General features: G+C 40.7%; 25 protein-coding genes. 12 read left to right on the top strand and 13 right to left on the bottom strand.

Annotation, left to right across the window (positions count from 1 at the left end; all coding sequences use genetic code 11):
• Window positions 1-95: 95 nt before the first annotated feature.
• The 3 genes from mgtA (at window position 96) to F907_RS05645 (ending at window position 5,559) form a co-directional block, all read left to right on the top strand.
• Window positions 96-2,852, top strand: coding sequence for a magnesium-translocating P-type ATPase (gene mgtA, locus F907_RS05635; RefSeq protein WP_032862144.1), 2,757 nt, complete (start codon window positions 96-98; stop codon window positions 2,850-2,852).
• 15 nt (window positions 2,853-2,867) lie between these two features.
• Entirely contained in the window at window positions 2,868-3,587 is a 720-nt protein-coding gene (locus F907_RS05640; protein ID WP_005271345.1) for an MgtC/SapB family protein, read from the top strand.
• 139 nt (window positions 3,588-3,726) lie between these two features.
• Complete coding sequence (locus F907_RS05645; RefSeq protein ID WP_016652696.1) at window positions 3,727-5,559, top strand: monovalent cation:proton antiporter-2 (CPA2) family protein; 1,833 nt, start codon at window positions 3,727-3,729, stop codon at window positions 5,557-5,559.
• A gap of 248 nt (window positions 5,560-5,807) precedes the next feature.
• On the opposite strand, the gene F907_RS05650 is transcribed toward F907_RS05645, so the two are convergent.
• From F907_RS05650 to aceR, 4 genes are all read right to left on the bottom strand, one after another.
• The gene (locus F907_RS05650) at window positions 5,808-6,980 is read right to left on the bottom strand and encodes a benzoate/H(+) symporter BenE family transporter (RefSeq protein WP_016652695.1); all 1,173 of its coding nucleotides are present in this window, start codon (window positions 6,978-6,980) and stop codon (window positions 5,808-5,810) included.
• Window positions 6,981-7,087: 107 nt separating this feature from the next.
• On the bottom strand, window positions 7,088-7,738 hold the full coding sequence (leuE, locus tag F907_RS05655; protein WP_016652694.1) for a leucine efflux protein LeuE: 651 nt from the start codon (window positions 7,736-7,738) through the stop codon (window positions 7,088-7,090).
• Window positions 7,739-7,810: 72 nt separating this feature from the next.
• Window positions 7,811-8,800, bottom strand: a complete 990-nt coding sequence (tal, locus tag F907_RS05660) for a transaldolase (protein ID WP_016652693.1) — start codon at window positions 8,798-8,800, stop codon at window positions 7,811-7,813.
• A 109-nt stretch (window positions 8,801-8,909) separates the two neighbouring features.
• Window positions 8,910-9,803, bottom strand: a complete 894-nt coding sequence (gene aceR, locus F907_RS05665; RefSeq protein ID WP_016652692.1) for an HTH-type transcriptional regulator AceR — start codon at window positions 9,801-9,803, stop codon at window positions 8,910-8,912.
• Window positions 9,804-9,890: 87 nt separating this feature from the next.
• On the opposite strand from aceR, the gene aceI reads away from it, so the two are divergent.
• From aceI to F907_RS05695, 6 genes are all read left to right on the top strand, one after another.
• Window positions 9,891-10,319, top strand: coding sequence for a chlorhexidine efflux PACE transporter AceI (gene aceI / locus F907_RS05670; protein WP_005271335.1), 429 nt, complete (start codon window positions 9,891-9,893; stop codon window positions 10,317-10,319).
• 192 nt (window positions 10,320-10,511) lie between these two features.
• The gene (locus F907_RS05675; protein ID WP_016652691.1) at window positions 10,512-10,907 is read left to right on the top strand and encodes a tautomerase family protein; all 396 of its coding nucleotides are present in this window, start codon (window positions 10,512-10,514) and stop codon (window positions 10,905-10,907) included.
• A 165-nt stretch (window positions 10,908-11,072) separates the two neighbouring features.
• A complete protein-coding gene (locus F907_RS05680) occupies window positions 11,073-11,576 on the top strand; it encodes a hypothetical protein (RefSeq protein ID WP_016652690.1) in 504 nt (167 codons plus the stop codon).
• A 138-nt stretch (window positions 11,577-11,714) separates the two neighbouring features.
• Window positions 11,715-15,173 carry a transcription-repair coupling factor gene (mfd, locus tag F907_RS05685; RefSeq protein ID WP_032862140.1) on the top strand — a complete coding sequence of 1,153 codons (3,459 nt, stop codon included), beginning with the start codon at window positions 11,715-11,717 and terminating at the stop codon, window positions 15,171-15,173.
• Window positions 15,174-15,371: 198 nt separating this feature from the next.
• Window positions 15,372-15,806, top strand: coding sequence for an HIT domain-containing protein (locus tag F907_RS05690; RefSeq protein ID WP_004652971.1), 435 nt, complete (start codon window positions 15,372-15,374; stop codon window positions 15,804-15,806).
• 52 nt (window positions 15,807-15,858) lie between these two features.
• Window positions 15,859-17,295 carry an adenylate/guanylate cyclase domain-containing protein gene (locus F907_RS05695; protein ID WP_005271324.1) on the top strand — a complete coding sequence of 479 codons (1,437 nt, stop codon included), beginning with the start codon at window positions 15,859-15,861 and terminating at the stop codon, window positions 17,293-17,295.
• 23 nt (window positions 17,296-17,318) lie between these two features.
• Here F907_RS05695 and F907_RS05700 read toward each other — a convergent pair whose 3' ends face one another.
• Entirely contained in the window at window positions 17,319-17,759 is a 441-nt protein-coding gene (locus tag F907_RS05700) for an Rrf2 family transcriptional regulator (RefSeq protein ID WP_016652688.1), read from the bottom strand.
• 108 nt (window positions 17,760-17,867) lie between these two features.
• On the opposite strand from F907_RS05700, the gene F907_RS05705 reads away from it, so the two are divergent.
• Complete coding sequence (locus F907_RS05705) at window positions 17,868-18,752, top strand: NAD(P)/FAD-dependent oxidoreductase (RefSeq protein WP_016652687.1); 885 nt, start codon at window positions 17,868-17,870, stop codon at window positions 18,750-18,752.
• Between the two features lie 65 nt (window positions 18,753-18,817).
• On the opposite strand, the gene fdx is transcribed toward F907_RS05705, so the two are convergent.
• The 8 genes from fdx to F907_RS05745 form a co-directional block, all read right to left on the bottom strand.
• Window positions 18,818-19,156 carry an ISC system 2Fe-2S type ferredoxin gene (gene fdx, locus F907_RS05710; RefSeq protein WP_004652975.1) on the bottom strand — a complete coding sequence of 113 codons (339 nt, stop codon included), beginning with the start codon at window positions 19,154-19,156 and terminating at the stop codon, window positions 18,818-18,820.
• Between the two features lie 17 nt (window positions 19,157-19,173).
• Entirely contained in the window at window positions 19,174-21,033 is a 1,860-nt protein-coding gene (gene hscA / locus F907_RS05715; RefSeq protein ID WP_016652686.1) for a Fe-S protein assembly chaperone HscA, read from the bottom strand.
• Window positions 21,034-21,071: 38 nt separating this feature from the next.
• Window positions 21,072-21,590: a Fe-S protein assembly co-chaperone HscB gene (hscB, locus tag F907_RS05720; protein WP_005240844.1), complete on the bottom strand. Its 519-nt coding sequence runs from the start codon at window positions 21,588-21,590 to the stop codon at window positions 21,072-21,074.
• An 83-nt stretch (window positions 21,591-21,673) separates the two neighbouring features.
• Window positions 21,674-21,994, bottom strand: coding sequence for an iron-sulfur cluster assembly protein IscA (iscA, locus tag F907_RS05725; RefSeq protein ID WP_004661460.1), 321 nt, complete (start codon window positions 21,992-21,994; stop codon window positions 21,674-21,676).
• Window positions 21,995-22,023: 29 nt separating this feature from the next.
• Window positions 22,024-22,410: a Fe-S cluster assembly scaffold IscU gene (gene iscU / locus F907_RS05730; RefSeq protein ID WP_004652980.1), complete on the bottom strand. Its 387-nt coding sequence runs from the start codon at window positions 22,408-22,410 to the stop codon at window positions 22,024-22,026.
• 92 nt (window positions 22,411-22,502) lie between these two features.
• Window positions 22,503-23,720, bottom strand: a complete 1,218-nt coding sequence (locus tag F907_RS05735) for an IscS subfamily cysteine desulfurase (RefSeq protein ID WP_005240848.1) — start codon at window positions 23,718-23,720, stop codon at window positions 22,503-22,505.
• A 1-nt stretch (window position 23,721) separates the two neighbouring features.
• A complete protein-coding gene (locus tag F907_RS05740; protein WP_004771673.1) occupies window positions 23,722-24,195 on the bottom strand; it encodes an Rrf2 family transcriptional regulator in 474 nt (157 codons plus the stop codon).
• Window positions 24,196-24,302: 107 nt separating this feature from the next.
• On the bottom strand, window positions 24,303-24,950 hold the full coding sequence (locus F907_RS05745; protein WP_005271315.1) for a hypothetical protein: 648 nt from the start codon (window positions 24,948-24,950) through the stop codon (window positions 24,303-24,305).
• A gap of 210 nt (window positions 24,951-25,160) precedes the next feature.
• Between F907_RS05745 and F907_RS05750 the strand changes: the two genes are divergently transcribed.
• Together F907_RS05750 and F907_RS05755 are read left to right on the top strand one after the other, a co-directional pair.
• On the top strand, window positions 25,161-25,616 hold the full coding sequence (locus tag F907_RS05750) for a phasin family protein (protein WP_005240858.1): 456 nt from the start codon (window positions 25,161-25,163) through the stop codon (window positions 25,614-25,616).
• A 168-nt stretch (window positions 25,617-25,784) separates the two neighbouring features.
• Window positions 25,785-26,057, top strand: coding sequence for an HU family DNA-binding protein (locus F907_RS05755; RefSeq protein ID WP_004639426.1), 273 nt, complete (start codon window positions 25,785-25,787; stop codon window positions 26,055-26,057).
• Window positions 26,058-26,077 lie beyond the last annotated feature (20 nt).

Below are 26,077 nucleotides of genomic sequence, written 5' to 3'. Positions count from 1 at the left end.
CTTCGTTATTTCCTAAATTTATTATATTTTTCAATCGACTTTATTGATGAAAATAAGGTCAAGGCCTTTGCATGCCTAAAAAAGAGGATTTCGACATGAAACTCTGGCAACGACTTTTTACTGCATTTCTCAAAAGATTCCATCTCATGCGTTTTTTTGGACGGAGTCAATCCTTTAAAGAATTACATCAATCAAGCTATGCCCAAGAAATTGGTAAAACATTATCCGCTCGGTTAGTGGATGCTGCACAGCTTGATCCAGCACAATTATTACAACAATTAAATAGTTCAAATTCGGGTTTAACTGAGCAACAGGCAAATACACAACAGAAACGCGTTGGGTTAAATGAAATTGCACATGAAAAGCCACTGACCTGGTGGCAACATCTTTGGTACTGCTATCGCAATCCATTCAATATTTTATTGAGCCTGCTCGCTTTGGTTGCCTTTCTGACAGATGACCTAACCGGTGCCAGTATTATTAGTGTGATGGTGATACTTTCAACCTTGTTGCGCTATTGGCAAGAGTCCAAGTCTAATCAGGCGGCCGATGCATTAAAAGCCATGGTCAGTAATACGGCAACAGTGTTACGTCATCAAGTGAGTTATGACGATCTGACATTGATGCAACAACGTTATGGGATTGATGTAAAAAACCAAAAAAATACTCAATTTGAGATGCCGATTCAGTATTTGGTTCCTGGTGATGTCATCTTGTTGTCAGCCGGAGACATGATTCCCGCAGACTGCCGAATTCTAACAGCCAAAGATTTGTTTGTTTCCCAAGCAGCAATGACAGGTGAATCCATGCCGGTAGAAAAGTTTCCCGTGCAAAAAAACCTGCAAGAGCAGAGTGCACTTGAGCTGGAAAATATTGTATTTATGGGAACCAATGTCGTGTCTGGTTCAGCCCACGCTGTGGTGGTCAGTACAGGTATTCAAACTTATTTTGGTGCTTTGGCACATCGAGTGACAGCGACAGATCGGGGAACCACATCGTTTCAGATGGGGGTCAATAAAGTAAGTTGGTTACTGATTCGCTTTATGCTGGTCATGGCCCCAATTGTTTTATTTATTAATGGTTTTACCAAAGGTGATTGGACCGAGGCATTTTTATTTGCACTTTCGGTTGCGGTTGGGTTAACACCAGAAATGTTACCGATGATTGTGACCTCAACCTTGGCCAAAGGTGCGGTCTTTCTCTCTAAAAAGAAAGTGATTGTTAAACGGCTGGATGCAATTCAAAACTTTGGTGCGATGGATGTACTCTGCACAGATAAAACAGGAACATTGACACAAGACAAAATCTTTTTATCTCAGCATGTTGATGTACATGGGCAAACTTCACATTATGTTTTAATGCAGGCGTTCTTAAACAGTTATTATCAAACTGGACTCAAAAACCTGCTTGATGTGGCGGTGCTGGAAGCAGTTGGCCAAGACATTAAAACGCAAAAGTTACACTTTAAAAAAGTAGATGAAGTGCCATTTGATTTTGATCGTCGTCGCATGTCTGTGGTCGTAAAGACACCGCAAGATCGCGTCAGAATGATTACCAAAGGGGCTGTAGAAGAAATGCTGAAAGTTTGCCGTTATGTTGAGGTTAACGGAAAAATTGAAGCATTGACTCAGCAACGACAAGTGGCCATTGAAGCATTAACACAGCGTTATAATAAGGACGGTTTGCGTGTTGTAGCGGTTGCATATCGCGAGTTTTCAAATGCACAGGAAAACTTTTCGGTCGCCGATGAAAGTGATCTTATTTTAATTGGCTATGTTGCTTTTCTTGATCCACCAAAAGAGTCAGCCATGGCAGCAGTAAAAAGCTTACATGCACACGGTGTAACGGTGAAAGTACTGACAGGTGATAATGAATTCGTCACTCAAAAAGTATGCCGTGAGATTGGGATCGATTTTAAACAGGTTTTATTGGGGAGTACGATTGAAACACTGACCGACAAACAGCTTCAAAGAGCAGTAGAACAGTATCATATTTTTGCCAAACTTAGTCCCGTGCATAAAGAACGAATTGTTGAACAACTTAAAGCCAATGGGCATGTAGTTGGTTTCTTGGGAGATGGTATCAATGATGCTGCTGCCATTCGTGCTGCGGATATTGGTATTTCTGTTGATACGGCGGTTGATATTGCAAAAGAATCAGCAGATTTAATTTTGCTTGAAAAAAGTCTGATGGTACTTGAGCAAGGTGTGATTGAAGGACGTAGAACATTTGCCAATATGCTGAAATATATCAAAATGACAGCAAGTTCAAATTTTGGTAATGTTTTTTCGGTATTAATAGCCAGTGCTTTCATTCCATTTTTACCGATGTTACCCATTCACTTACTGATCCAGAACCTGCTTTATGATATCTCTCAAATTGCGATTCCATTTGACCATGTCGATGAAGAATTGATTGCTCAACCACAACGTTGGCAACCTGAGGAAGTGGGGCGTTTCATGATTGTTTTTGGGCCGATTAGTTCAATTTTTGACATCCTTACTTTTGCATTAATGTGGTTTGTATTTTCTGCAAATACGCCAGAACAGCAAACTTTGTTCCAATCTGGATGGTTTGTTGTGGGCTTGTTGACGCAGACCTTGATTGTGCACATGATTCGTACGGCTAAAATTCCATTTATTCAAAGCCGTGCAGCAGCACCATTGTTAGTCATGACTGCCATCATTATGTGTATTGGTATATTCTTACCAATGGGGCCTTTAGCAAGTTATTTGAAATTGGAAGCTTTACCACTGAGCTATTTTTTCTATTTACCTTTTATCTTGATTGCCTATATGTGTCTGACACAATGGGTCAAAACAATGTACATCCGCCGTTACGGCTGGCAATAAAACAATAGGTGCATAATGCAATTGAAATTTCTACAACATATTGATTTATCTAATATCGTTGATACATTAATTAGCCTTGTCGCGGCATTCGCTTTAGGTGCATTAATTGGTATAGAGCGTCAGTATCGACAGCGGACGGCGGGATTGAGAACCAATGTACTGGTTGCCGTGGGAGCTGCGATTTTTGTAGATATTGCAATTAATCTCACAGGGGCAGATGGGGCTGTCCGTGTGATTGCCTATGTGGTTTCAGGGATTGGTTTCTTGGGTGCAGGTGTGATTATGCGTCAGGAAGGCAATATTCATGGTCTAAATACAGCTGCTACACTGTGGTGCTCGGCAGCTGTAGGAGCCGCTGCTGGTGCAGACCTGATTGTTGAGGCCATTATTGCCACTTTATTTATTCTGGCGGCCAACACCTTATTGCGTCCGATCGTGCATGTGATTGATCGTCGCCCGTTAGACGATGACACTGAGGTTTTGCATGTGATTTATATCATTTGTGATCGTAGCCATAGTAAGGCAGTGATGGATGAATTGAATCTCACCTTAAAGCATCATAATTATCCTGCGAAAGATATTGATGTCACGCCATTTGGGGAAAAAGAGGTTGAGATTGAAGTGACGCTAATTGCAACCTCAATCGATGCTGAAGAAGCTCAGCATATTATTAATCACCTCAATGCAATGCCACAAATCAGACAGGCTTTTTGGGATAAAAATGCAATCAATTAAGCCATTGTTTTATTCTTGAAAAAGCGGTGATTTAAAAGCTGTTAAATGAATGAGTTGAGATACATTGTCTCATAAATGATATATAAAACGTGTAATGTTTCACATAAAATGAAAGCAGCTAGATAACAATGAGAACTGTATGAGTTCAGAAGCACATTCTATTAGTTTAATTGCACCAGTGGTGCTCCTCGCGGCAGCGGTTGTTGCCGTTCCTATTTTTAAGCGGATTGGCTTAGGTTCAGTATTAGGTTATTTAATTGCGGGTCTGATTATTGGGCCGTTCGGCTTTGCATTTTTCCATGATTCTGCCTCGATTCTGCATATCGCCGAATTAGGCATTGTGATGTACTTATTTGTCATTGGTCTGGAGATGCAGCCTTCGCATTTATGGAGCTTAAGGCGTGAAATTTTTGGTTTAGGAACTTTGCAAATTGTTGCTTGTGCCTTAGCTCTCACAGGCGTTGGTTTGCTATTTGGTTTTAGCTGGCAAGTTGCATTCATTGGTGCTGCAGGTTTTGTTTTGACCTCGACGGCCATTGTGATGCAACTATTGGGCGATCGGGGTGATATTGCCCAGCCCCAAGGTCAAAAGATCGTTGCCATTTTATTATTTGAAGATTTATTGATTGTTCCTTTACTGGCAATTGTTGCTTTTATGGCACCCAACCATGTGGTCGAAACAACGTCAACACGTTTAGAAAGTATCGGCCTTGGGCTTATTGCAATAGCGGGTTTAATTGCAGCCGGTTATTGGTTACTCAATCCATTATTCAGATTGTTGGCCGCTGCTAAGGCACGTGAAGTCATGACTGCTGCAGCACTTCTTGTGGTTTTAGGTGCCGCATTGTTGATGCAAGTCAGTGGTCTATCTATGGCGATGGGTGCATTCTTGGCAGGCGTGCTGTTATCTGAATCGACCTTTAGACATCAAATTGAAGCGGATATTGAACCTTTCCGTGGTCTGCTACTGGGCTTGTTCTTCCTTGGTGTAGGCATGTCTTTAGATCTTTCCGTGGTTGCGCAAAACTGGCAGCTGATTATCAGTGGCGTATTGGCGATGATGTTTGCTAAAGCCCTAATGATTTATATCGTAGCGCGAGTCACCAAAAGTTCGCATACGGAAGCACTGGATCGTGCACTGTTAATGGCACAAGGAGGGGAGTTTGCCTTTGTACTCTTTGCTGCTGCGCTAAGTGCCCAAGTGATTGATAATTCGGTGAAGTCGAATTTGACTGCAATTGTGGTGTTATCGATGGTATTGACACCTATTTTAGGCATCATTTTCAAACGCTTCACGGAAACCAAAGATCAAGTCAATTTGGACAATGTCAGTGTTGCCGAGGGCTTGAGCGGTAGTATTTTGATGATCGGTTTTGGGCGTTTTGGCCAAGTAACCAGTCAACTCTTATTGGCACGTGGGGTCGATGTCACTATTATTGATAATGACATTGATATGATTCAAAACGCGGAAAAGTTTGGTTTTAAAATCTATTATGGCGATGGCTGCCGTTTAGATATTTTGCATGCCTCTGGTGCATCTTCGGCGCAAGCCATCGTCGTCTGTGTGGATAGTAAAGAAACGACGAATCGGATTGTGGAGTTGGTAACACACGAATTTCCATTGGCAAAGCTGTTGGTGCGTTCGTATGACCGTGAGCATTCACTCTACTTAGTGAAACAGAAAGTCGATTATATGATCCGTGAAACCTTTGAATCAGCAATCAAGTTCGGTGGTGTGATTTTACAAGAATTGGGTGTTGACGAAGACGAAGTACAACGGATTACCGATGAAATTCGAGATCGTGATGAAGAGCGTTTTGAAACTGAAATTGCAGCGGATGATGTCTATGCAGGCGTCGGCTTACAGTATACCCATACGCATCCACGACCAACGGCGCCATTAATTCGCCCTCAACAGGCTGCCCGAATCCTCAATGATGAAGAAGCGCAGAAAGATTTAGAGGAAAAGTAATCCACAATTTGCCTCTCTAGTGTTGAATAAGCCTTAGGGTCTGTTGATATTTCACCTTACGAGCTATAGCTCTCATTGCGACAAAAAATGTCTCTGTCCCGTAGGGTTATAGCTAAAACTTCCCTAAACTGCGTTATGAAACTTGGCAAGGGGACTACCATTACCTGCGTTTCATGCCTTGTTTATGTTGTTTTAGCTGATAACGCAAGACATGGCTGAAATGTCAACAGATCCTAGTCAACTAAGGCTTATTTTTTTGCTTTAAATCTAAAGAGCAGCAGTACCAAGATACCCAATAACAGGCCCCAAAATGCAGAGCCAATGCCCCAGAATTGAACACCAGAAGCGCTACATAAAAAAGTTAATAATGCTGCTTCACGCTCTTCTACATTTGAAAAAGCCACTGCAATGTTATGACTAATCGTTGCAAATAGCGCAATTCCTGCAAGTGCCACAATAAAAATCTGCGGAAATGACATTAATAAACTGACTAAGGTCGCCGCAAAAAGTCCCATCAAAATATAGAACAGACCACAACTGATACCTGCAATATAACGTTTGCTTGGATCAGGATGCACTTGATCATCTAAGCTCACTGCTGCACTAATTGCTGCTAAATTTATTGAAAAGCAGCCAAAAGGCGCAAAAACAGTATGTGCAACACCTGTCCAACCCACCAATTGATTGACATGCGGATGATAGCCATAACTTTTAATCATGGCGATGCCTGGTAAGTTTTGTGAGGTCATGTTGATCACAAACAGAGGCAAAGCCAAACCCAAGATCGCAGACCACGAAAATGAAGGTTGCATCCATACAGGTTGAGTTAGAGACCATGTGATGGCTTGGAGTTGAAAATCAATAAACAGGGGACATATGGCCGCACCTAAAATGACGGTCAGTACAATGCTATAACGTGGGAATAAGCGTTTTGACACCAAGTAAATCACGAGCATACTTAAGATAAAGCCGAGATGACTTTCTAAGCTGCTAAAAATCTGAATACCGAACTTTAATAGAATCCCAGCAAGCATCGCGCAAGTTAAGCTTTGTGGGATATGCGCCAAAAGCTTTTGAAAAATCCCTGAAAAGCCGACCACAGCAATGGCAATACCACAGACCAAAAATGCCCCAATGGCTTCATAAAGATCGTAATGTCCAGTCGATGCAATAATCAGTGCAATACCGGGTGTAGACCATGCCGTGGCAACAGGATATTTATATTTCCAAGACAAGATTAAGCCAGAGAGGCCGATGGCAAGCCCTAGAGCCCAGAACCATGAACTGATTTGGGCGGTATTGGCACCTAAAGACTGTGCACCTTGAATAACGAGGACGGCGGAAACACTAATCCCGATTAAGAATGTAATAAAGCCAGCGAAAACTGCTGGAATGGAAAAATCCTGAAGGAGACGTTGCATCTATGCATCTATACTTGTTTAAAATTTGTTGAAAAGTATATCGTTAATGAGTATTAAATCGTAGTTATAAAATGATTGAATAAATTGATCATTCGGTTAAATCTAGATTAAGTTAAGGTTGAGGTAGCCAATCTTAACCCGAAACCAAAGAATAAAATGCCGACCAGACAGATACCTGCAGCTGCGAGCTTATAATTATGTTTGAAAAAGCCAGCAAGTTTTATTCCTGAAAAAATGAGGGCTGTTAGATAACTGAAACTCACGATTTGTAGAATAACTGCCAAGATTAAAAAGCTTAATGCTGGGTAAGCATAACTTGGTTCAACAAACTGAACAAAGAAGGAGAGGAAGAATAGAATCGCTTTGGGATTCAGTAAGCTAATGCTCAGTGCGGTACGATAGGGATGAACCTGATCAAGATTCGGCAGTTCGGCCATTTCCACATGATGTGGTGGTTTATTCCATGTTTGATAAGCGCCTTGCAGCAATTTAAAGCCCAAGTAAGCGAGGTAACATGCACCTGTCAATTTGAGAATAATAAACAAGATCGGGAAGGCTTTGAGTAAAGAGGCCGCGCCCAATACGGTACACAGAATTAAAATAAAATCGCCAGTAAATACACCACATGCAGCGGCATAACCAGTGCGAATGCCATAACGGGATGCCACGGACATGACATAGAGTGAATTTGGACCAGGTAATAACACAATTAAGATTGTACCAATAATATAAGTGGTTAAATCTGTTATACCGAACACAATGAACTCATTAAAAAACCGATTTTCGCTAATATAGCAAAAATCGGTTTTTATTGGTGAAAAATCGACTAATTAGGGTTGGATTTCAGCATCAATTCCAAAAGATTGACGTAGCAATAAACTCAACTGGTCACGCGCTTTGATAAAGCCATCAATACCGCCTTGCAGTAATTGGAAAGCCATTAGATCTTGCTCAAGCTCAGCTTTAAAACTTTCTTTTGTTTGTGCAGGACGCTCGATTTTTTCTGCTTGTCGGGCAAACTCGGTGCTGAGCTGAGCTTCGACAAGCTGTTGGTCTTGCTCCAACTGTGACAATAGATTAGGGGCAATCGTGAGTAAGTCACAACCGGCTAAACCCAGTACTTGTGCAGTACTACGGAAGCTCGCACCCATGACTTGGGTTGGGATACCATGTTGTTTGTAATAGTTATAAATTTTCTTCACCGACAATACGCCCGGATCTTTGGCAATTGGATATTGCTCAACCCCTTCGGCTTTTTTATACCAATCCAAAATACGTCCCACAAAAGGCGAGATCAGTGTGACCTTGGCATCAGCACAGGCTTGAGCTTGATGTAAACCAAACAATAAAGTCAGGTTACAAGGAATTCCTTCTGCTTCTAGAACTTTGGCTGCCTGAATCCCTTCCCAAGTGGAAGCAATTTTAATCAGGATGCGCGATTGTTCGATTCCATAACCTTGATAGAGTTGAGACAACTCACGTGCTTTGTTAATCGTTGCTTCAGTATTATATGACAGAGATGCATCGACTTCAGTAGAGACACGACCATCGATCAATTTTAAAATTTCGACCCCAAATTTGACCGTCAAAATATCAATGGTACGTTCAATCAGTTCATCACTTTGATAGCCTTCTTGCTTTGCTTGGGTATAGGCATCTTCAATCAGTGTTCGGCTTTCTGGTTGTTCTGCCGCTGCTGTGATGAGTGATGGATTGGTTGTTGCATCTAAAGGACGAAACTTTTCAATTGCTTCGAGATCACTACTATCAGCAACAACGGTGGTTAAATTTTTTAATTGGTGTAATGCAGTCTGAGTCATTGATATCGCATTCTTAATAAACAATATTATTGGTAACTTCTGTTATAACACAATCTGCATGAAAGCAAAGCCCCGCTTTTGTTGGTTGTATTGTTCATCTGAGCAAGTCTTAGGGGCCATTCTGCTGACGTTGTAAGCGAATATGGTCAATCAAATATTTTGCAGCCAGACCCAATTCGCTTTCACGGCTCCATACCAGATCGACATAATATTCAAATTTTGGTGTGAAATCATATATATCCAAAATCTTAAGTTTCTTTTTAAGTTCTGGGTTTTCATTAAACATCTGTAAAGGCAGAACGCCCCAACCTAAGTTACGAATAATCATCATACAGGCTGAATGGTGATTGTCGGTACGCCAATAGTCTTTTGAATAGAGCAGCTCTGGCTTGATGCTGTGATCACGACTTGCTACAACAATCTGACGTGTTTGTACAATTTGCTCAAAAGATACATGATTGAGTTGTGCCAAAGAGTGATTTTTAGCAATGACAGGGACAAGCGCCTCTCTTTTCAATTCCACGAATTGTTCGCGGCTATCCAGTTGCTCTCGTTCGAACATCAGGGCAAGCTGTGCTGATTGATCCAATAACATTTGCAAAGCATCTTCTTGTGGAGCAGAGAAGATATTAAGGGCAAGACTGGGAAAGCGCTGTTCAAGCAGGGTTATGTAATCGGTCCAGTTGGTATAGAGCAGTTCAGATACCACCACGATATTCAGGGTTGACTCCAAGCCTGTACTCAATGCATGGGCATGCTGCTTCCATTGATTCATTTCAATCAATAATTGCTGGGTTTTCTCATACAGCACAATTGCCTCGGCCGTTGGTATTGGCTCACGTCCCACTCGTTCAAACAGATTAAGATTGAGATCAATTTCCAAATTGGCAATGGACATGCTTACTGCTGACGGAACCTTGCCTAATTTACGTGCTGCAGCAGAGAAAGAGCCTGTTTCAATAACGGCTTGAAACATGATGAGTTGTTCTTGATTAATATTCATCTGTCAAAAAATCTGAAAGAACCTGATTGGATTAATCAAAATTATAAAAATAAAATAGCGACTATCCAAATAAAAGAGTGTTATTAAATGTTGATTTCCAAAAGAAGACTCATTCATGCAATTAGCTATGAAGTGATTTTATTGGTCATCATCGCAATTGCGTTAAGTTTTATTTTTAGTATGCCACTTGAAGTGACGGGTATTCTCGGCACGATCATGGCAGTCATTTCCGTGTTCTGGAATATGATCTTTAATCATTACTTTGAAAAAGTAGAATATAAATATCAGTGGAAAAGAACGATTCCTGTCCGTATTCTTCATGCGATAGGTTTTGAAGGCGGGTTGATGTTGGCAACAATTCCAATCATCGCTTATATGATGAAGATGAGTTTTCTTGAAGCGCTGATCCTGGACTTTGGATTGACGATGTGTATTTTGGTTTATACATTCATTTTTCAGTGGTGTTATGACCTTATTGAAGGCCGTTTCTTCCCAAATGCAAAATTCGCATCTTAATAATGATGAATGATGAGCAAAAGCATTTTTCGGAATTTTCTGAAGAATGCTTTTTTATTGGCTTAGAAAATGATCTGATTACAGTATTGATAAAGTCAGAACAATAAAGTTTATTTAATATCGTGAAAGAAAGTACTGAAAATAGTAAAAATAAATAAATTTCATCACGCTAGATCGTCGGAGAACAACAATATGCCCAGCGTACTTATTGAGGTAAGGCAGCAATATGCAATAGATGTAGAACTTGAGATTATGGAAGCCGTTCATTCAGCACTTAGAGATGCGTTTAAAATTATGCACAGTGATCGAAATGTCCGTTTAATTGTTCATGAAGCGCATCGGTTTCAATGTCCGCCAGAAAAGACCAAACCTGAATGCTATACCTTGATCAGTATTGATGCATTTCTTGGGCGCTCTTTAGATGCAAAGCGAAACCTGTATAAAATGATTGTGCATAATCTTGAGCCGATTGGCATACCCAAAGACCATGTGAAAATTATGCTTCGTGAGTTGCCTTCAGAAAATTTTGGTGTTCGTGGAGGGCAGGCAGCCTGTGATGTTAATTTAGGCTTTAAAATTGATGTTTAGGACAAGGTTTTAAAGAGAAAAGCTCGATCAGGGCTTTCTTTTATTTGAATATGAAAATAGCCTAAGTAGAGTAAAACTTAAAATTCAGCTTCATATGAAAACTAAGATCTACATTGTTAAAAGAAATATATACTTAGTTTTTAGAATTAAAGCACAGGGATTTTCATGACTTTTAAAGAACTCTTTGTCGAAATTTATTATGGTGATTATTCTAAGGAAAGGGTCTTAAAAAGAATTAATGAGTATATAGAAAATAATGAAATTATAGAGGTTGAATTTTTTGAGCTACTGGAGAGCGCAGTAGATCAGGAATCTTTACTGCTTCAATTGATTCAAACCACCGATTCTAGTTTTTCAGCAGACTCAGTTGAGGCTGAAATTTTAACGGCTCGTTATTTTCTAAATATTTTAGAGCATTATGAAAATGGTCAGATAAGACCTTTTGATTTATGCCGAATTTTTAACAATATCGAAATCGGTTTTATGGGGGCCCAGAGAAACCTCCCCCTAAACATCGCATATTATCCGTTATGGACGGGGAATTTATATCATGCGTGTGATTGGTGTGATGAAACGTGGACACTTGAAAACAGTCCTCATCTTGGCATCGAAGTAAAAAAGCAAATTCGTATCATCAAAGACTGGTTGGCAAATCCTTCTTTTAAGTAACACTGCTACTTTGTAGAACCTTGATGTAATCTTTTATAAAGACAATTTTGCATTCAGGATGAGGCAAAAAATTGTTATTCACAAAAAACATCATGCTAAAATAGGGCACTTATCTTTTTAGATTGCATGATTTTCTCTATGTTTCAACAAGAAATTTCTCAATTAAACTTACAACAATTCAAAGCGGGCGAAAAACGCTGGATTGGTTCCTTGTTAGGGTCATCCGCAGCACTATTATTCAAAGAAATTGCCACCCAAAGTTCAAACCTATATGTCATTGTTGCAAGGAATAATCAACATCTTGCTCAGCTCGAGAGCGAACTCGAATTTTATGGTATCAAGCCGATAATATTTCCTGATTGGGAAATCTTACCTTATGACCGTTTATCTCCGCATCAAGATATTGTTTCTGAGCGTTTGGCAATTTTATCGAATATGCCACAAAAAGGGATTTTGCTGGTTTCAGCCAGTACTCTAGCGCAACGCGTTGCACCTTATTCGTGGGTCGTGGGCGAACACTTTGATATTAAAGTAGGGCAGAAACTCGACCTTGAAGCGCAAAAGAAGCAATTGGTTCAAGCAGGCTATCGCTTAGTTGACACGGTTTATGATCACGGTGAATTTGCAGTTCGCGGTAGCATCATGGATATTTTTGCATCTGGACAAGATCAACCGATTCGAATCGATTTATTTGATGATGAAATTGAAAGCCTAAAATTCTTTGACCCAGAAACACAAAGAACCACAGAATCCTTAAAAAACTTTACTGTTTTACCTGCAAAAGAATTTCCACTCAAAGAAGGGCGTTCTACCTTTAGAGATCGTTATGCAGAAAGCTTCCCAACTGCAAATCCCAAGAAAAATCCGATTTATCAGGATGTATTAGAGGGAATTGCAACGCCAGGTTTAGAGTTTTACTTGCCATTATTCTTTGAGAAGAAGGTGATGGAAGCACAAAGTATGTTGACGACATACTTACCAAATAATTGCGTTGTCATTACAAATAGTGAAATTGAAGATGATTTAATCAGCTTCTGGAAAGAAGTAATGCGTCGTTATGAAGATCGACGTCATAACATTGATCAACCGATTCTACCGCCAGAAGAATTATTTTTAATGCCCAACCATGTTTTACAGGCATTAAATCAATTTCCTCGAATTTTGGCTTCAGCAGAAGTTTTTGAGACCAAAGCCGGCGTACTCAATATCGCCGCTGAACAACCGCCTAAACTGGCAGTTGATCCGAAAAAAGAACAACCTTTTGAAGCAGTAAAACATTATATCGACCAAGCCAAGCATCCTGTTTTATTGGTGGCTGAGAGCGCGGGTCGTCGAGAGACTTTAAAAGATGCACTGCGTGGGGTGTTGGGTGAAATCCAGAACGTAGACAGTTTTGTTCAATTTCAAAAAGACCAGTTACAGGTTGCGATTACCAGTGCACCGTTGGATCGAGGTTTGTTGCTGAGTCATCAATTATCGGTCATTTCTGAAAATCAGCTTTATGAACATCGTGTGGTACAGCGTCGCCGTAAGCGTCAGCAAGAAGTATCTGAAGAGTTCTTGATTCGTAGTTTAACCGAACTGAGTATTGGTGCACCTGTGGTGCATATTGATCATGGTGTAGGGCGTTATGCTGGTCTGGTTACCTTAGAAATCGACGAGCAGGATCATGAATTCTTGCAGCTTGATTACGCTGATGGTGCGAAAGTCTATGTACCTGTGACTAATTTACATCTGATTAGCCGTTATAGTGGTGGTGATCCAGATCTTGCACCATTGCATAAATTAGGTACAGATACGTGGAGTAAGGCAAAGCGCAAAGCTTTGGAGCAAATTCATGACGTGGCTGCTGAGTTATTACATATTCAGGCACGTCGTCAATCCAAACCGGGTTTTGCTTTTGAACTGGATCATACTGGTTATATGCAATTCTCCAGTGGTTTTGCCTACGAAGAGACTTTAGATCAAGCCAATGCTATTGAAGCAACTCTGCATGATATGCAACTTGCCAAGCCGATGGATCGTTTGGTTTGTGGTGATGTGGGCTTTGGTAAAACAGAAGTGGCGATGCGAGCGGCTTTTGTCGCAGCGCAGAATAATAAACAAGTTGCAGTATTAGTCCCAACGACACTGTTAGCCCAGCAACATTATGAATCTTTTAAAGATCGTTTTGCTGATACGGCAGTACGCATTGAAGTATTGTCTCGTTTTGGCAGCAATAAGACCCATTTGAAAACCATTGAAGACTTAGCCGAAGGCAAAGTTGATATCGTGGTGGGAACCCATAAAATCCTGCAAGAAAATATCCAATTCAAGAATCTTGGACTCATGATTGTCGATGAGGAGCATCGTTTTGGTGTTCGCGATAAAGAACGGATTAAAGCCCTGCGTGCCGATGTGGATATGTTGACCTTAACCGCGACCCCGATTCCACGGACTTTGAATATGGCATTCTCTGGGATGCGAGATCTGTCGATTATTGCAACACCACCAGCACGCCGTTTAGCTGTGAAAACCTTTGTACAAGAACATACTGATGATTCGGTCAAGGAAGCAATTCTGCGTGAGTTATTACGGGGTGGTCAGGTGTATTTGTTACACAATGAGGTGGATACTATTGAGCGCGCTGCTGAAACCATTCGCAATTTAGTTCCCGAAGCACGCGTGGCTGTGGCACATGGTCAAATGCGAGAACGTGAACTTGAGCAGGTGATGCAGCAGTTCTATCACAAAGAATATAACGTGCTAGTCTGCTCAACTATCATTGAAACAGGTATTGATGTACCCAATGCCAATACCATCATCATCGAGCGTGCAGATAAGTTGGGTCTGGCACAACTGCATCAATTGCGTGGTCGTGTTGGACGTTCGCATCATCAAGCCTATGCTTATTTATTGGTTCCATCGATCAAGCACCTCAAAGGTGATGCCGAAAAACGTTTAGATGCCATTCAACGCGCTTCAACTTTGGGGGCTGGTTTTATGCTGGCGACGGAAGATTTGGAGATTCGAGGTGCGGGTGAGTTATTGGGTGAGCAACAAAGTGGTTCAATGCAGGCGATTGGTTATAGCCTGTATATGGAAATGCTAGAAAAAGCGACCAAAGCGATTCAAAAGGGCAAGACACCAAACTTTGATGCACCGCTTTCCTTAACTGCTGAAATCAACTTACATATGCCAGCCTTGATCCCGGATGACTATTTGGGAGATGTGCATCAGCGCCTGTTGTTCTATAAGCGTATTAGTAATACAGATAGTCAGGAGAAGCTTGATAATATCCGTATGGAATTGATCGACCGCTTTGGTATTCCGCCACAACCCGTGAAGCAATTGTTTAGTGTCCATCAACTGCGTTTGCGTGCAGAGCAGTTGGGGATTACTAAAATTGATATCAATAGTAATGGTGGTTATATCGAGTTTGCTCCTGATACACCTGTACAGGCGATGAGCATTATTCAGTTGATGCAAAAAAATCCGACCTATTACCGGATGGAAGGCGGGCAACGCTTAAAAGTCATGGTGCAATTGGCAGAATACGATAAGCGGATTCAGTTCATTGTTGAGCTATTAAATAAGTTATTGAGTGAGTTAAATTGAGGTTTTTAAGCGCTTGATTTGATGGTTAATTGAGCAAGTTCTGTTTTTTAGTGGATGTGATCATGTTTTTGATCCGAAGTTCATGCAATAAATGAGGAAAATCATTGTTATTTGTAATCAAACGGGTTACTAATAATATTCACATCAAAACTGATGTGATAGTATTGATCATCATTATTCTGCATCATTTATAAAGATATGTTTAGTTTGCATCCACAACTTGCTCAAGATACATTTTTTGTAGGCGACTTTCCGCTTTCAACATGTCGTTTAATGAATGATATGCAATTTCCTTGGTTAATCCTGATTCCACGTGTTCCAGGTGTAACAGAATTATATGAATTAAGCCAAGCAGACCAAGAACAGTTTTTACGTGAATCAAGTTGGTTATCAAGCCAGCTATCACGTGTGTTCCGCGCTGACAAAATGAATGTTGCAGCTTTAGGCAACGTTGTTCCGCAACTTCATTTTCATCATGTCGTGCGTTATCAAAATGATGTTGCATGGCCGAAACCAGTATGGGGAACGCCAGCTGTGCCTTATAGCAATGATGTACTTGCGCATATGCGTCAAACATTGATGTTGGCATTGCGTGGACAGGGTGATATGCCATTTGATTGGCGTATGGACTGATCCAGAAAAATAGAATAAATACAGTATTCTATAATAACAAAAGGAGGATAGGGTGCCACTAGATAGGTTGATTGATAAAGAACCTAGACAGTTTGCTTATTTTCATCGCTTGATGGGATATTCGATTCTGTCGCTGATCTTGGTAATTTATACATTTACCTCAACCAGTGCTAGCTATCAACTCTATCTCCTTCCTCTGTTACTTATCTATTTTTTGCTTTGTCCCCGTTTAGAAAAATGGTTGCAATATAAATTTGATAAAAAAATAGAAAAAAATGTTCTTTTTGCGAATGAAGCAATTGTTGTAGCGCTTGTGCTTGCTGCAATCCATCTAAGTTTAGTTCCTACCTTTACTATTTTATTTGGATTGCTTTACGTCGGATTGAATAACAGAATTTCTCTACCTGTTGCATGCCTAATCGGGTTGATTGGCGTTATTATTTTCTATTTTAGTATGTTTGTGATTTTTGGCGCAGAGCAATATTTTGAGCCAACGAATCCTGAATTGACCGTGGTCAGTCTGCTTGGATTAATGATGTTTATTGTGATTGGTAATTATTACCAACACCGTCGTTTAAATATCCTCGGGCAGCAACGTCAGCATTATCATAATCAGATGACACGCTATATTGCATTTGCAAATCAGTTGAGTCGTTATGCGCCACTGCAATTGTGGCAATCGATTATGCGTGGTGAAGCAGAAGCAAAAATTGAATACAAACGCAAAAAATTAACGGTTTTTTTCTCCGATATTCAGGGTTTTACCGAACTTTCAGAAACTTTGATTCCTGATGATTTGGCTTTCTTGCTCAATGATTATTTGAGTCATATGACTGAAATTGCCAAGCAGTACGAAGCGACAGTCGATAAGTTTATGGGTGATGCGATTCTTATTTTCTTCGGCGATCCAAACTCGCAAGGCGTTGAGCAAGATGCCAAGTCTTGTGTGGAAATGGCAATTGCGATGCGCCAACAAATGAAGCTGCTGCGTGAACGTTGGAAGAAAATGGGCTATCCCGCTTTACATATTCGTATGGGCATCAGTACAGGTTATTGTCACGTAGGCAATTACGGCGCTTCACATCGTATGGCTTATACCATTGTCGGTCGTGATGTAAACTTGGCAGCACGCTTGCAATCTGCAGCTGAAGTCGATGAAATTTTAATTGCTGATGACACTCATCAATTGATTAAAAATGAGTTTTTGTGTGTGCCGAAAGTGCCTATTTATTTAAAAGGCATTCAAGGCCCGGTTAAAACATGGCAAGTGATGGAGAAATTCACAGGCAAGAAATCAGATACGCAAAAATGGTTTGATTTCGATTATAAAGGCTTCCATTTGGTTCTGAATCTGGAAGAGGTGCAGAACTATGAATATCCTGAACTGGTAGAAATCTTGGAAAACATGGTTCAGAGAATCAAGACCCAGCAAAAAATTACCAATGCACAAGGTATTCCTAAACTGACTTTAGATGATGAAGTTAGATAATAATTAGCATTCTATTTTTACGTTCATTGTGAATGTGCATGAATTTCATATAAATGATCAAATTCACCAGCTAATGAGGCCAGTGTCGTGGCTTTGAGTTGTTGTGTCAGAATCTTTTGTGCATCTTGAATCGCATGATCTAAAGCGGCATTCACGACACGTTCGACTAAGCATTCTGGATTTTCTCTTTCATTACCAATGGCAAAAATGGTCGGTTCACCTACGGCCTGATAAATATCCCAAAGTGTAATTTTTTCTAAATCTCCTGTTAGCTGCCAGCCGCCGCCAGCCCCTTTTTCTGAGTGCACAAAACCTGCTTTTTTTAGACCTGACATGGTTCGTCTGACCACAACTGGATTGGTGGAAAGCATTTGTGCAATTTCATCAGAGGTAAAAGTCTTATTTTGTCTAGCCATGTGAAGTAGCACATGCAGCATCCGAGAGAGTTTACTGTCAGTACGCATCAAATTAATAAACGAAAAAGGAGAGTTGAGTTAATGTAACATCAAAAGTTGCAAATTCAAATAAAAAGTATTAATGTAACTTTTAAAGTTACATTTTGGATTAAACTTATGCAGTACGATGTTGCGATTATCGGTGGCAGTTATGCTGGTTTGTCAGCCGCGATGCCTCTGGCAAGAGCACGTAGAAAGGTGGCGGTAATCGATGCTGGACAGAGAAGGAATCGCTTTGCAGAACATTCTCATGGTTTTTTAACGCAGGATGGGAGTAAAGCCAGTGAGATTGTGGATATTGCCAAGCAGCAGCTTTTAGCTTATCAGACGGTCGATTGGGAAAATGGTTATGTAAAACGTGTTGAAAAGGTTGAGGGCGGCTTTGCGATCTGTATTGATGCAACTCGATCTATCACGGCTAAACGATTGATCATTGCAGCAGGGATTACAGATCTGCTTCCTGAAATTTCGGGTTTAGCTGAGCGCTGGGGGAAGAGCATTTTTCATTGTCCTTATTGTCATGGCTATGAACTGAATCAAGGCAAGATTGGCATTATTACAAGTTCTGAACATGCTGCGCATCTGGCAATGATGTTGCCAGATTGGGGGGATACCACGTTGTTCTTGAATGATTATCCGATTGAGGGGGAATTGCTTGAGCAATTGGCCGTTCGAGGTGTGCGTATAGAAAAGCGGCTGATTCGGGAAATCACGGGATATAGTGATGTATTACTCGCAGACGGTTCAGTTATTCAGCTGGATGGTATTTTTGCGACCACCCAATGCAGCATTGCACAGGACTGGATTTTTAAGTTGGGTTGCGAGATAGAACAGAATGCCATGGGTGAGGCGATTAAAACCAATGCCATGAAGGAAACTTCGGTTGCGGGTATTTTTGCCTGTGGTGATGTGGCGCGCTTGGGGAGTTCAGTACCTTTGGCTGTTGGAGATGGCACCATGGCAGGTGCTGCTGCACATCGATCTTTAATTTTTACGGCATGATTCAGCGGCAAATAAAAAAGCCAGAGATTAACTCTAGCTTTTTTATTTTAAACTATCATTTAAGCTTAATGATTTTCTGAAGCGTGGTTGATGGTGTATTTAGGAATCTCGATTTCTAAATCCTCATCCACAATTTCAACTTGGCAAGAGAGGCGAGAGTCAGGCTCTAAGCCCCACGCGCGGTCAAGCAAATCTGCTTCAACGTCATTCATTTCCTCAAGGCTGTCAAAACCTTTACGCACAACCACGTGACAGGTGGTGCAGGCTGCAGACATGTCACAAGCATGTTCAATTTTAATACCATTTTTTAATAAACTTTGGCATAAATTGGCGTTATGTTCGACTTCAAATTCTGCACCTTCAGGGCAAATTTGTGCATGAGGAAGAACTTTAATACGTGGCATATTGATCACCTATACCTTTAGTTTGAGTTTGACCAATCTTCAAGTTTTGTACCTTTTAAGGCATGGTCAATATGTCGGTTCATACGCAATGCAGCAAAGGCATCGCTATGAATTTTAAGTTGCTGAACAGCATGTTCAATCGCTGCAAGCTCATCGGTTTTCAGACGGGCTTTTAATGCTTCAGCGGCAAGAATTAAATCACGGGCTTGTTGCTGAGAAAGTAAATCCGTATCTGCTTTTAACGCTTGTTCGAGTGCTTCTAGCTCGCGTTGTGCTTCGACTTTGGTTTCTTGCAAATGACGAAGATGTTTGTCTTCTTCGGCATATTGGAAGCCTTCAACCAATAAACGCTCAGTATCTGCTGAAGATAAACCGTAAGATGGTTTAATATCGATTTGCGCTTGAACACCAGAAGTGGTTTCTTTGGCTGATACGGTCAGTAAACCATCGGCATCGACTTGGAACGTCACTTCAATACGTGCTTGACCCGCAGTCATTGGCGGAATACCGTGTAATACGAAACGGCCCAATGAACGACAATGCTCGACTAAATCACGCTCACCTTGCACCACATGAATTAACATGGCGGTTTGACCATCTTGATAGGTGGTAAATTCTTGACGGCGTGCGACAGGAATAGCTGTGTTACGTGAAATCAAGCGCTCAACCAAACCCCCCATGGTTTCTAGACCAAGTGAAAGTGGTGTGACATCAAGCAATAACGAGCCATCCTGACTATTACAAATCAGCTGATTTGCTGTAATTGATGCGCCAATCGCAACCACTTCATCAGGGTTGATGGTGCATAATGGCTCACGTTCAAATAATTCGCGTACCGCTTTCTGTACGGCATATGAGCGGGTTGAACCACCGACGAGGACCACATGTTCAATTTCATCAAGTTCAAGTTTGGCATCGCGTAATACGCGTTTGCACACACTCATACTTTTGTCGAGCGCAACTTGAATAATTGACTCAAAAGTAGGTCGATCTAGCGTTAAACGATCATCCAGTAATTTTAATTCAGCAGATTCGTGATCTGTTAAATATTCTTTGGCTTGACGAGCTGCAATCACAAAAACGGCATACTCTTCATCGCTTAAAGTCTCGATGTTGAGCTGTTTTTTGGCCCATTTTACGATTAGCCGGTCGAGGTCATCACCACCGAGAGCAGTGTGGCCACCAGTTGCAAGAACTTCAAAGACACCTTGCGAAAAACGTAAGATTGACACATCAAAGGTACCACCACCTAGATCGTAAATGACATAGTTACGATCTGTGCTGAGGTTGGTATCTTGATCAAGACCATAAGCAACAGCCGCGGCTGTCGGTTCGTTCAGTAAACGTAAAACGTTCAAGCCTGCGAGTTGTGCAGCATCACGTGTTGCTTGGCGTTGTGCTTCATCAAAATAAGCTGGAACAGTGATCACCGCACCATTCACAGGATTATTCAGGCTTGCTTCAGCACGGTCTTTTAACTGTTTTAGAATTTCCGCAGAAATTTCGACGGGTGTTTTTCGGCCCGCAGCAGTTTCAAATGCTGGCATTTCATTTTCTGCGCCAACAAGTGTATATGGATGCTGGAATTTGATATCTGCTTGTGAGCGACCCATAAAGCGTTTGACCGAAACCACTGTATTTTTTGGGTCAGTCAGCATAAATGGTTTGGCTTCATAACCAAACGTGGTTGCATCCTTTGCATAATGAACAATCGACGGAAGTAAAACTCGGTCTTTGTCATCTTGTAGAACTTTCGGTTTTCCCGATAGCACTGTCGCCACTAAAGAGTGGGTTGTCCCCAAGTCAATGCCAATCGCAATACGATGTTGATGCGGGGCAGTAGATTGACCAGGTTCAGCAATTTGCAAAAGTGCCATGCGTACGGTATCCCTTGAAAATAATTGGTAACAGCGGATTAGAAATCATCATCGAGGTCGAAGCTATCTTCTTCGTCCAACATGCGATCTTCAGCTTTATCAATATCATTCATAACACGTTGGAAAAAACGTAACTTACGAACAGTATCACGTGCTTCAGCCCAGTCTTCGTCGGCAAAATCGAGTTTAAATTCACGAATGAGACCGTCAATCCATTGCTGAATTTCAAGCTTTAACGTGCGAAGTTGCTCTGTTGAGGTTGCTTCATCAAGTTGCTCGCGCATTTCGAGCGCAGATTGAAGAAATTCAAAATCGCTAATGGATTGATCCAGATGGTGATCTTGTTTTTTTAACGCAAGTAAATATGCTGCACGACTATCAACCTGTGAGAGTACTTTATACGCTTGGTTGATTTCACTTGACTTGATCAAGGCCTGATCTTTGTCAGCGGCTTTATCTGGATGATATTGCTGTTGCAAACTTAAAAACTGTTTTTTTAAAGCAGCTAAATCTATATCGAGTGCTTCGGGTAATTGGAACAACTCAAAATGATTCATGGGAGATGAATTCCGCTATTGATAAATACGTTAAAACAGTGCGGAACACACTGTTTTGACGAAAAGAAAGAGGGTGATTGAGGTTAAACAGTAAATGATTCACCGCAACCACATTCACCTTTTTGATTTGGGTTGTTAAACTCAAAGCCTTCATTCAGACCATTTTTCACGTAATCCATCTCTAAACCATTGAGATAAACTAGGCTTTTAGGGTCAACAAAAACTTTAACACCGAGCTGTTCAAATACTTGATCATGTGTATCGATATCATCGACAAATTCAAGTACATAGGCCAACCCAGAACAACCCGAAGTTTTCACACCAATACGAATGCCTTCACCCTTACCGCGGTTTTGCAGGTAATTGCTGATGTGAGTCGCAGCATTTTCAGTTAAATGGATCATGAAAACTCCAATGTTATTTCGGTCATCAATTAAGCTTTCGCTTTTTTACCACGATAATCTTCGATCGCAGCTTTAATTGCATCTTCAGCTAAGACAGAGCAGTGTACTTTTACTGGTGGCAGTGCAAGTTCAGTCGCAATATCAATATTCTTGATTGATTGAGCTTCATCAAGCGTCTTACCTTTTAACCATTCGGTTACCAGTGAGCTTGATGCAATTGCAGAACCACAGCCATAAGTTTTGAAGCGAGCTTCTTCAATTACGCCATTGTCATCGACTTGAATTTGCAAACGCATTACGTCGCCACACGCTGGTGCACCGACCATACCTGTACCTACGTTTTCTGCATTTTTGTCTAAAACACCTACATTACGAGGGTTTTCGTAATGATCAATTACTTTTTCGCTATAAGCCATGTCGCTTCTCCAAACCTCGGGGTCAGCCTAATATTAATATGAGGGTTAAAAACACGTTTTTCAATGAACTGCTCAATTGAGCGTACAATGAATTAGTGTTCCGCCCATTCAACTGTTGAAAGGTCGATACCTTCTTTGTACATATCCCAAAGCGGAGAAAGTTCACGCAATTTCTCAACCGCAGCTTTGGTAATTGTTAACACATGGTCAATATCAGCTTCAGTTGTGTATTTACCAAAACTGAAACGAATTGAACTATGTGCCAACTCATCAGATAAACCTAAAGCACGTAAAACGTATGAAGGTTCTAAAGTTGCAGATGTACATGCTGAACCACTTGAAACAGCAACATCTTTCAGTGCCATCATCAGTGATTCACCTTCAACAAAGTTGAAGCTGACATTTAGATAGTTTGCAACGTTTTGTGTTGGGTGGCCGTTCAAAAATACTTGTTCAAGATCTTGTAAACCATTCCAAAGTTTGTCGCGTAATTTACGGATGCGCTCTTGTTCTGCTTGCATGGTTTTGCCCGCAATTTCAAAAGCCTCACCCATACCAACAATTTGATGTGTCGCTAAAGTACCAGAACGCATACCACGCTCATGACCACCACCGTGCATTTGTGCTTTTAAGCGAACACGTGGGCTACGGCGAACGAAAAGTGCACCAATGCCTTTAGGACCATAAACTTTATGACCAGAGAAACTCATCAAATCAACTTTCATGGTTGAAAGATCAATCTCTACCTTGCCAACAGCTTGGGCCGCATCGACGTGGAAGAATGTTTTGTTGGCACGAGTTAATTCACCAATCGCAGCAACGTCTGTTACGGTACCGATTTCATTGTTTACCATCATGAGGGAAACAAGAATTGTATCTGGACGTAGGGCTGCTTGAACCATTTCAGGGGTAATTAAACCGGTACGTGGTTCTGGCTCTAAATAAGTAATTTCAAAACCTTGTTCTTCAAGCTCACGGCAAGGATCTAGCACAGCTTTGTGTTCGATTTTACTTGTAATGATGTGTTTGCCTTTTGAACCGTAGAACTGAGCAATCCCTTTTAATGCAAGGTTGTCTGACTCAGTCGCACCTGAAGTCCACACGATTTCACGTGGGTCTGCTTTGATAAGATTTGCAACTTGCTCGCGTGCATATTCAGCTTTTTCTTCGGCTTGCCAACCATATGCATGTGAACGTGACGCAGGGTTACCAAAAGTTCCCTCGAACGTTAAACATTCCATCATACGTTCTGCAACTTCAGGCAGTACAGGAGTGGTTGCTGCGTAATCAAGATAAATTGGACGTTTCATGTCAAATACCTGTAACCGATAGAAGGGCTGAATCTAAACTTGGAGAGTTTTGGCGTAAAGCAACAGTTTGAACGTTGTCACGCGCAATTAAATCAGCAAGCGTGATTTTTGCGAGATAATCGGCAATATGGTGGGAGAGTTCTTGCCATAAGTCGTGCGTTAAGCACATCGCACCATTCTGGCAGTTGCCTTTGTGGTCACAACGTGTTGCATCAACGGTTTCATTTACAGCTTCAATAATTTCTAGCACAGTAATTTCACTTGCATTGCGTGCAAGGTGATAGCCACCATTTGCACCACGAACGCTTGAAACTAACCCATGACGTTTGAGTTTCGCAAATAACTGTTCTAAATAAGCGACTGAGATGGATTGGCGTGCTGCTATTTCCGCAAGCGTGATCGTTTGTTCAGTTGGCTGCAAAGCTAAATCAAGTAGAGCAGTCACTGCGTAACGACCGCGAGTTGTAAGACGCATGATTCGGTACACATGGTTAGACTAGATGCTTAAATTTTATGAATTCCGACTAAAATAGTCAAGTTTTAAATTGCCATAATCAGTGTGAAAAGTGAAATATGTTGGAATTATTGTATCCACGTATTATAAACAAAAAAGGCAATGAAAATAAAGCCGAATACAGCAAAGCTAATGTTGATCAAGCGTTGACGTTTTTGCAGGCGATGAATGCGGTTCTGATATTGCTTAACTTCTACCAGCAATGTATTGATTTCAGAACGTTGTTGATCGATTTTTTCTAATAGCGGAGCAATACGCTGTTGGGTTGCAATGGCTTCTGCTTCATCATTAAACAGGTTAAACCATTGTTTCCAGTTTGCTAAAATACTGGAGAGAGTCAAATGTGGAACTAAATCTAGAAATTCTTCTGCAAGGGCTGCATCACCTAAAATGCGCATATTTGTAATGCTACGCTGATTGTTTAACACAAATATCTTAATTAAATCGATGAGTGTGCTATTAATTTCCAAATCGATGTTTCGATCCAGCGCTTTCATATCAAATAACAGGCCTTTTTCGGTAAATTGGATATAAAAGTCAAAGAAAGGAATGTAGCTATTGATTCGAATGGTAATTTTTTTATCAATCAACTTTTTTGCTTGCAGGCGTAAGCCAGCATCATGCGTCAAGATGAAGGAGAAAAAAGTTTCTAAAACAATGATGACAATGTTTAGCAACAAATGGGGGTGTTTATGTCTTTGTTGCGTATCACTCATAGATCTCTTTTTCCTTACCAATAACGTTGTAAAACAATAAAATCTGTAAACCTGAGCATCCGTACTCAAATTATTAAAAATAATTTACATGACTTTATTGCTTTGTAGAACAGTTTTTTAAAACGATCAAGTCTTAACTTTGATATTATAAAAACATTTTTATGGTTAAATACGACATACTGTTTGTAAAGTGCTTAGGAGTAATGGTCAATGGATAACTCAAATATAGAAAATCCTAATGAAGAAGCTGAAGTAAAAACTAAGCCAAAATCAAAGAGTTCTAAAAAATCTGCACTTGATTTCAAAAAATATACACAACAAATTTGGCTGGCTGGCTTAGGTGCTTTTTCACGTGCTGAAGAAGAAGGAAATAAATTGTTTGACTCATTGGTCAAGGTGGGTGAGGAGCTGGAATCTAAAACCGTCGATTTTGCCGACAACACTGTGGGCAAGGTGACAGAAAAAGCTAAAGAGTCTGTAACTGACACCAAAGACAAGGTTGAGAAGATTTTAGATACCAGCGTCAACCACTCGTTGAATCGTATTGGCTTAGTCACGCCAAAGGATCTACAGCATATCGAACAGTTGCTTGTGCAACTCCATATTAAGGTCGATGCGTTGATCGAAGAAAATGATCAATTGAAGGCTAAATTGAATAAAAAGTAAAAAAATGGCAGGTAACTCGTCCGTTTATGTCGTATTTCAGTATTTATTTTAATTAAAAGGTCCTTCTAGTATTGCGTTCTCCCCCAAAGCATTGCTATAAAGGCGTCATGGCCTTTTAAACTATAGCCTTGGATCTTAACAAACGATATTAAGAGGATATTTTTTATCATGAATAAATCAGAATTAATTGATGCGATTGCTGAAAAAGGGGGAGTGTCTAAATCGGATGCTGGTAAGGCACTCGATGCGACAATTGCGTCAATCACTGAAGCACTTAAGAAAGGTGACACTGTTACTTTAGTTGGTTTCGGTACTTTTAGCGTGAAAGAACGTGCTGCTCGCACAGGTCGTAACCCTAAAACTGGTGAAGAGCTGCAAATCAAAGCAAGTAAAGTACCTAGTTTCAAAGCTGGTAAGGGTTTAAAAGATTCGGTTGCGTAATCTTTTTAAATCAATAAACG

It is taken from the genome of Acinetobacter colistiniresistens, from assembly GCF_000413935.1.
Classification (GTDB): domain Bacteria; phylum Pseudomonadota; class Gammaproteobacteria; order Pseudomonadales; family Moraxellaceae; genus Acinetobacter; species Acinetobacter colistiniresistens.
This window is presented reverse-complemented; position numbering and strand designations above follow the sequence as displayed.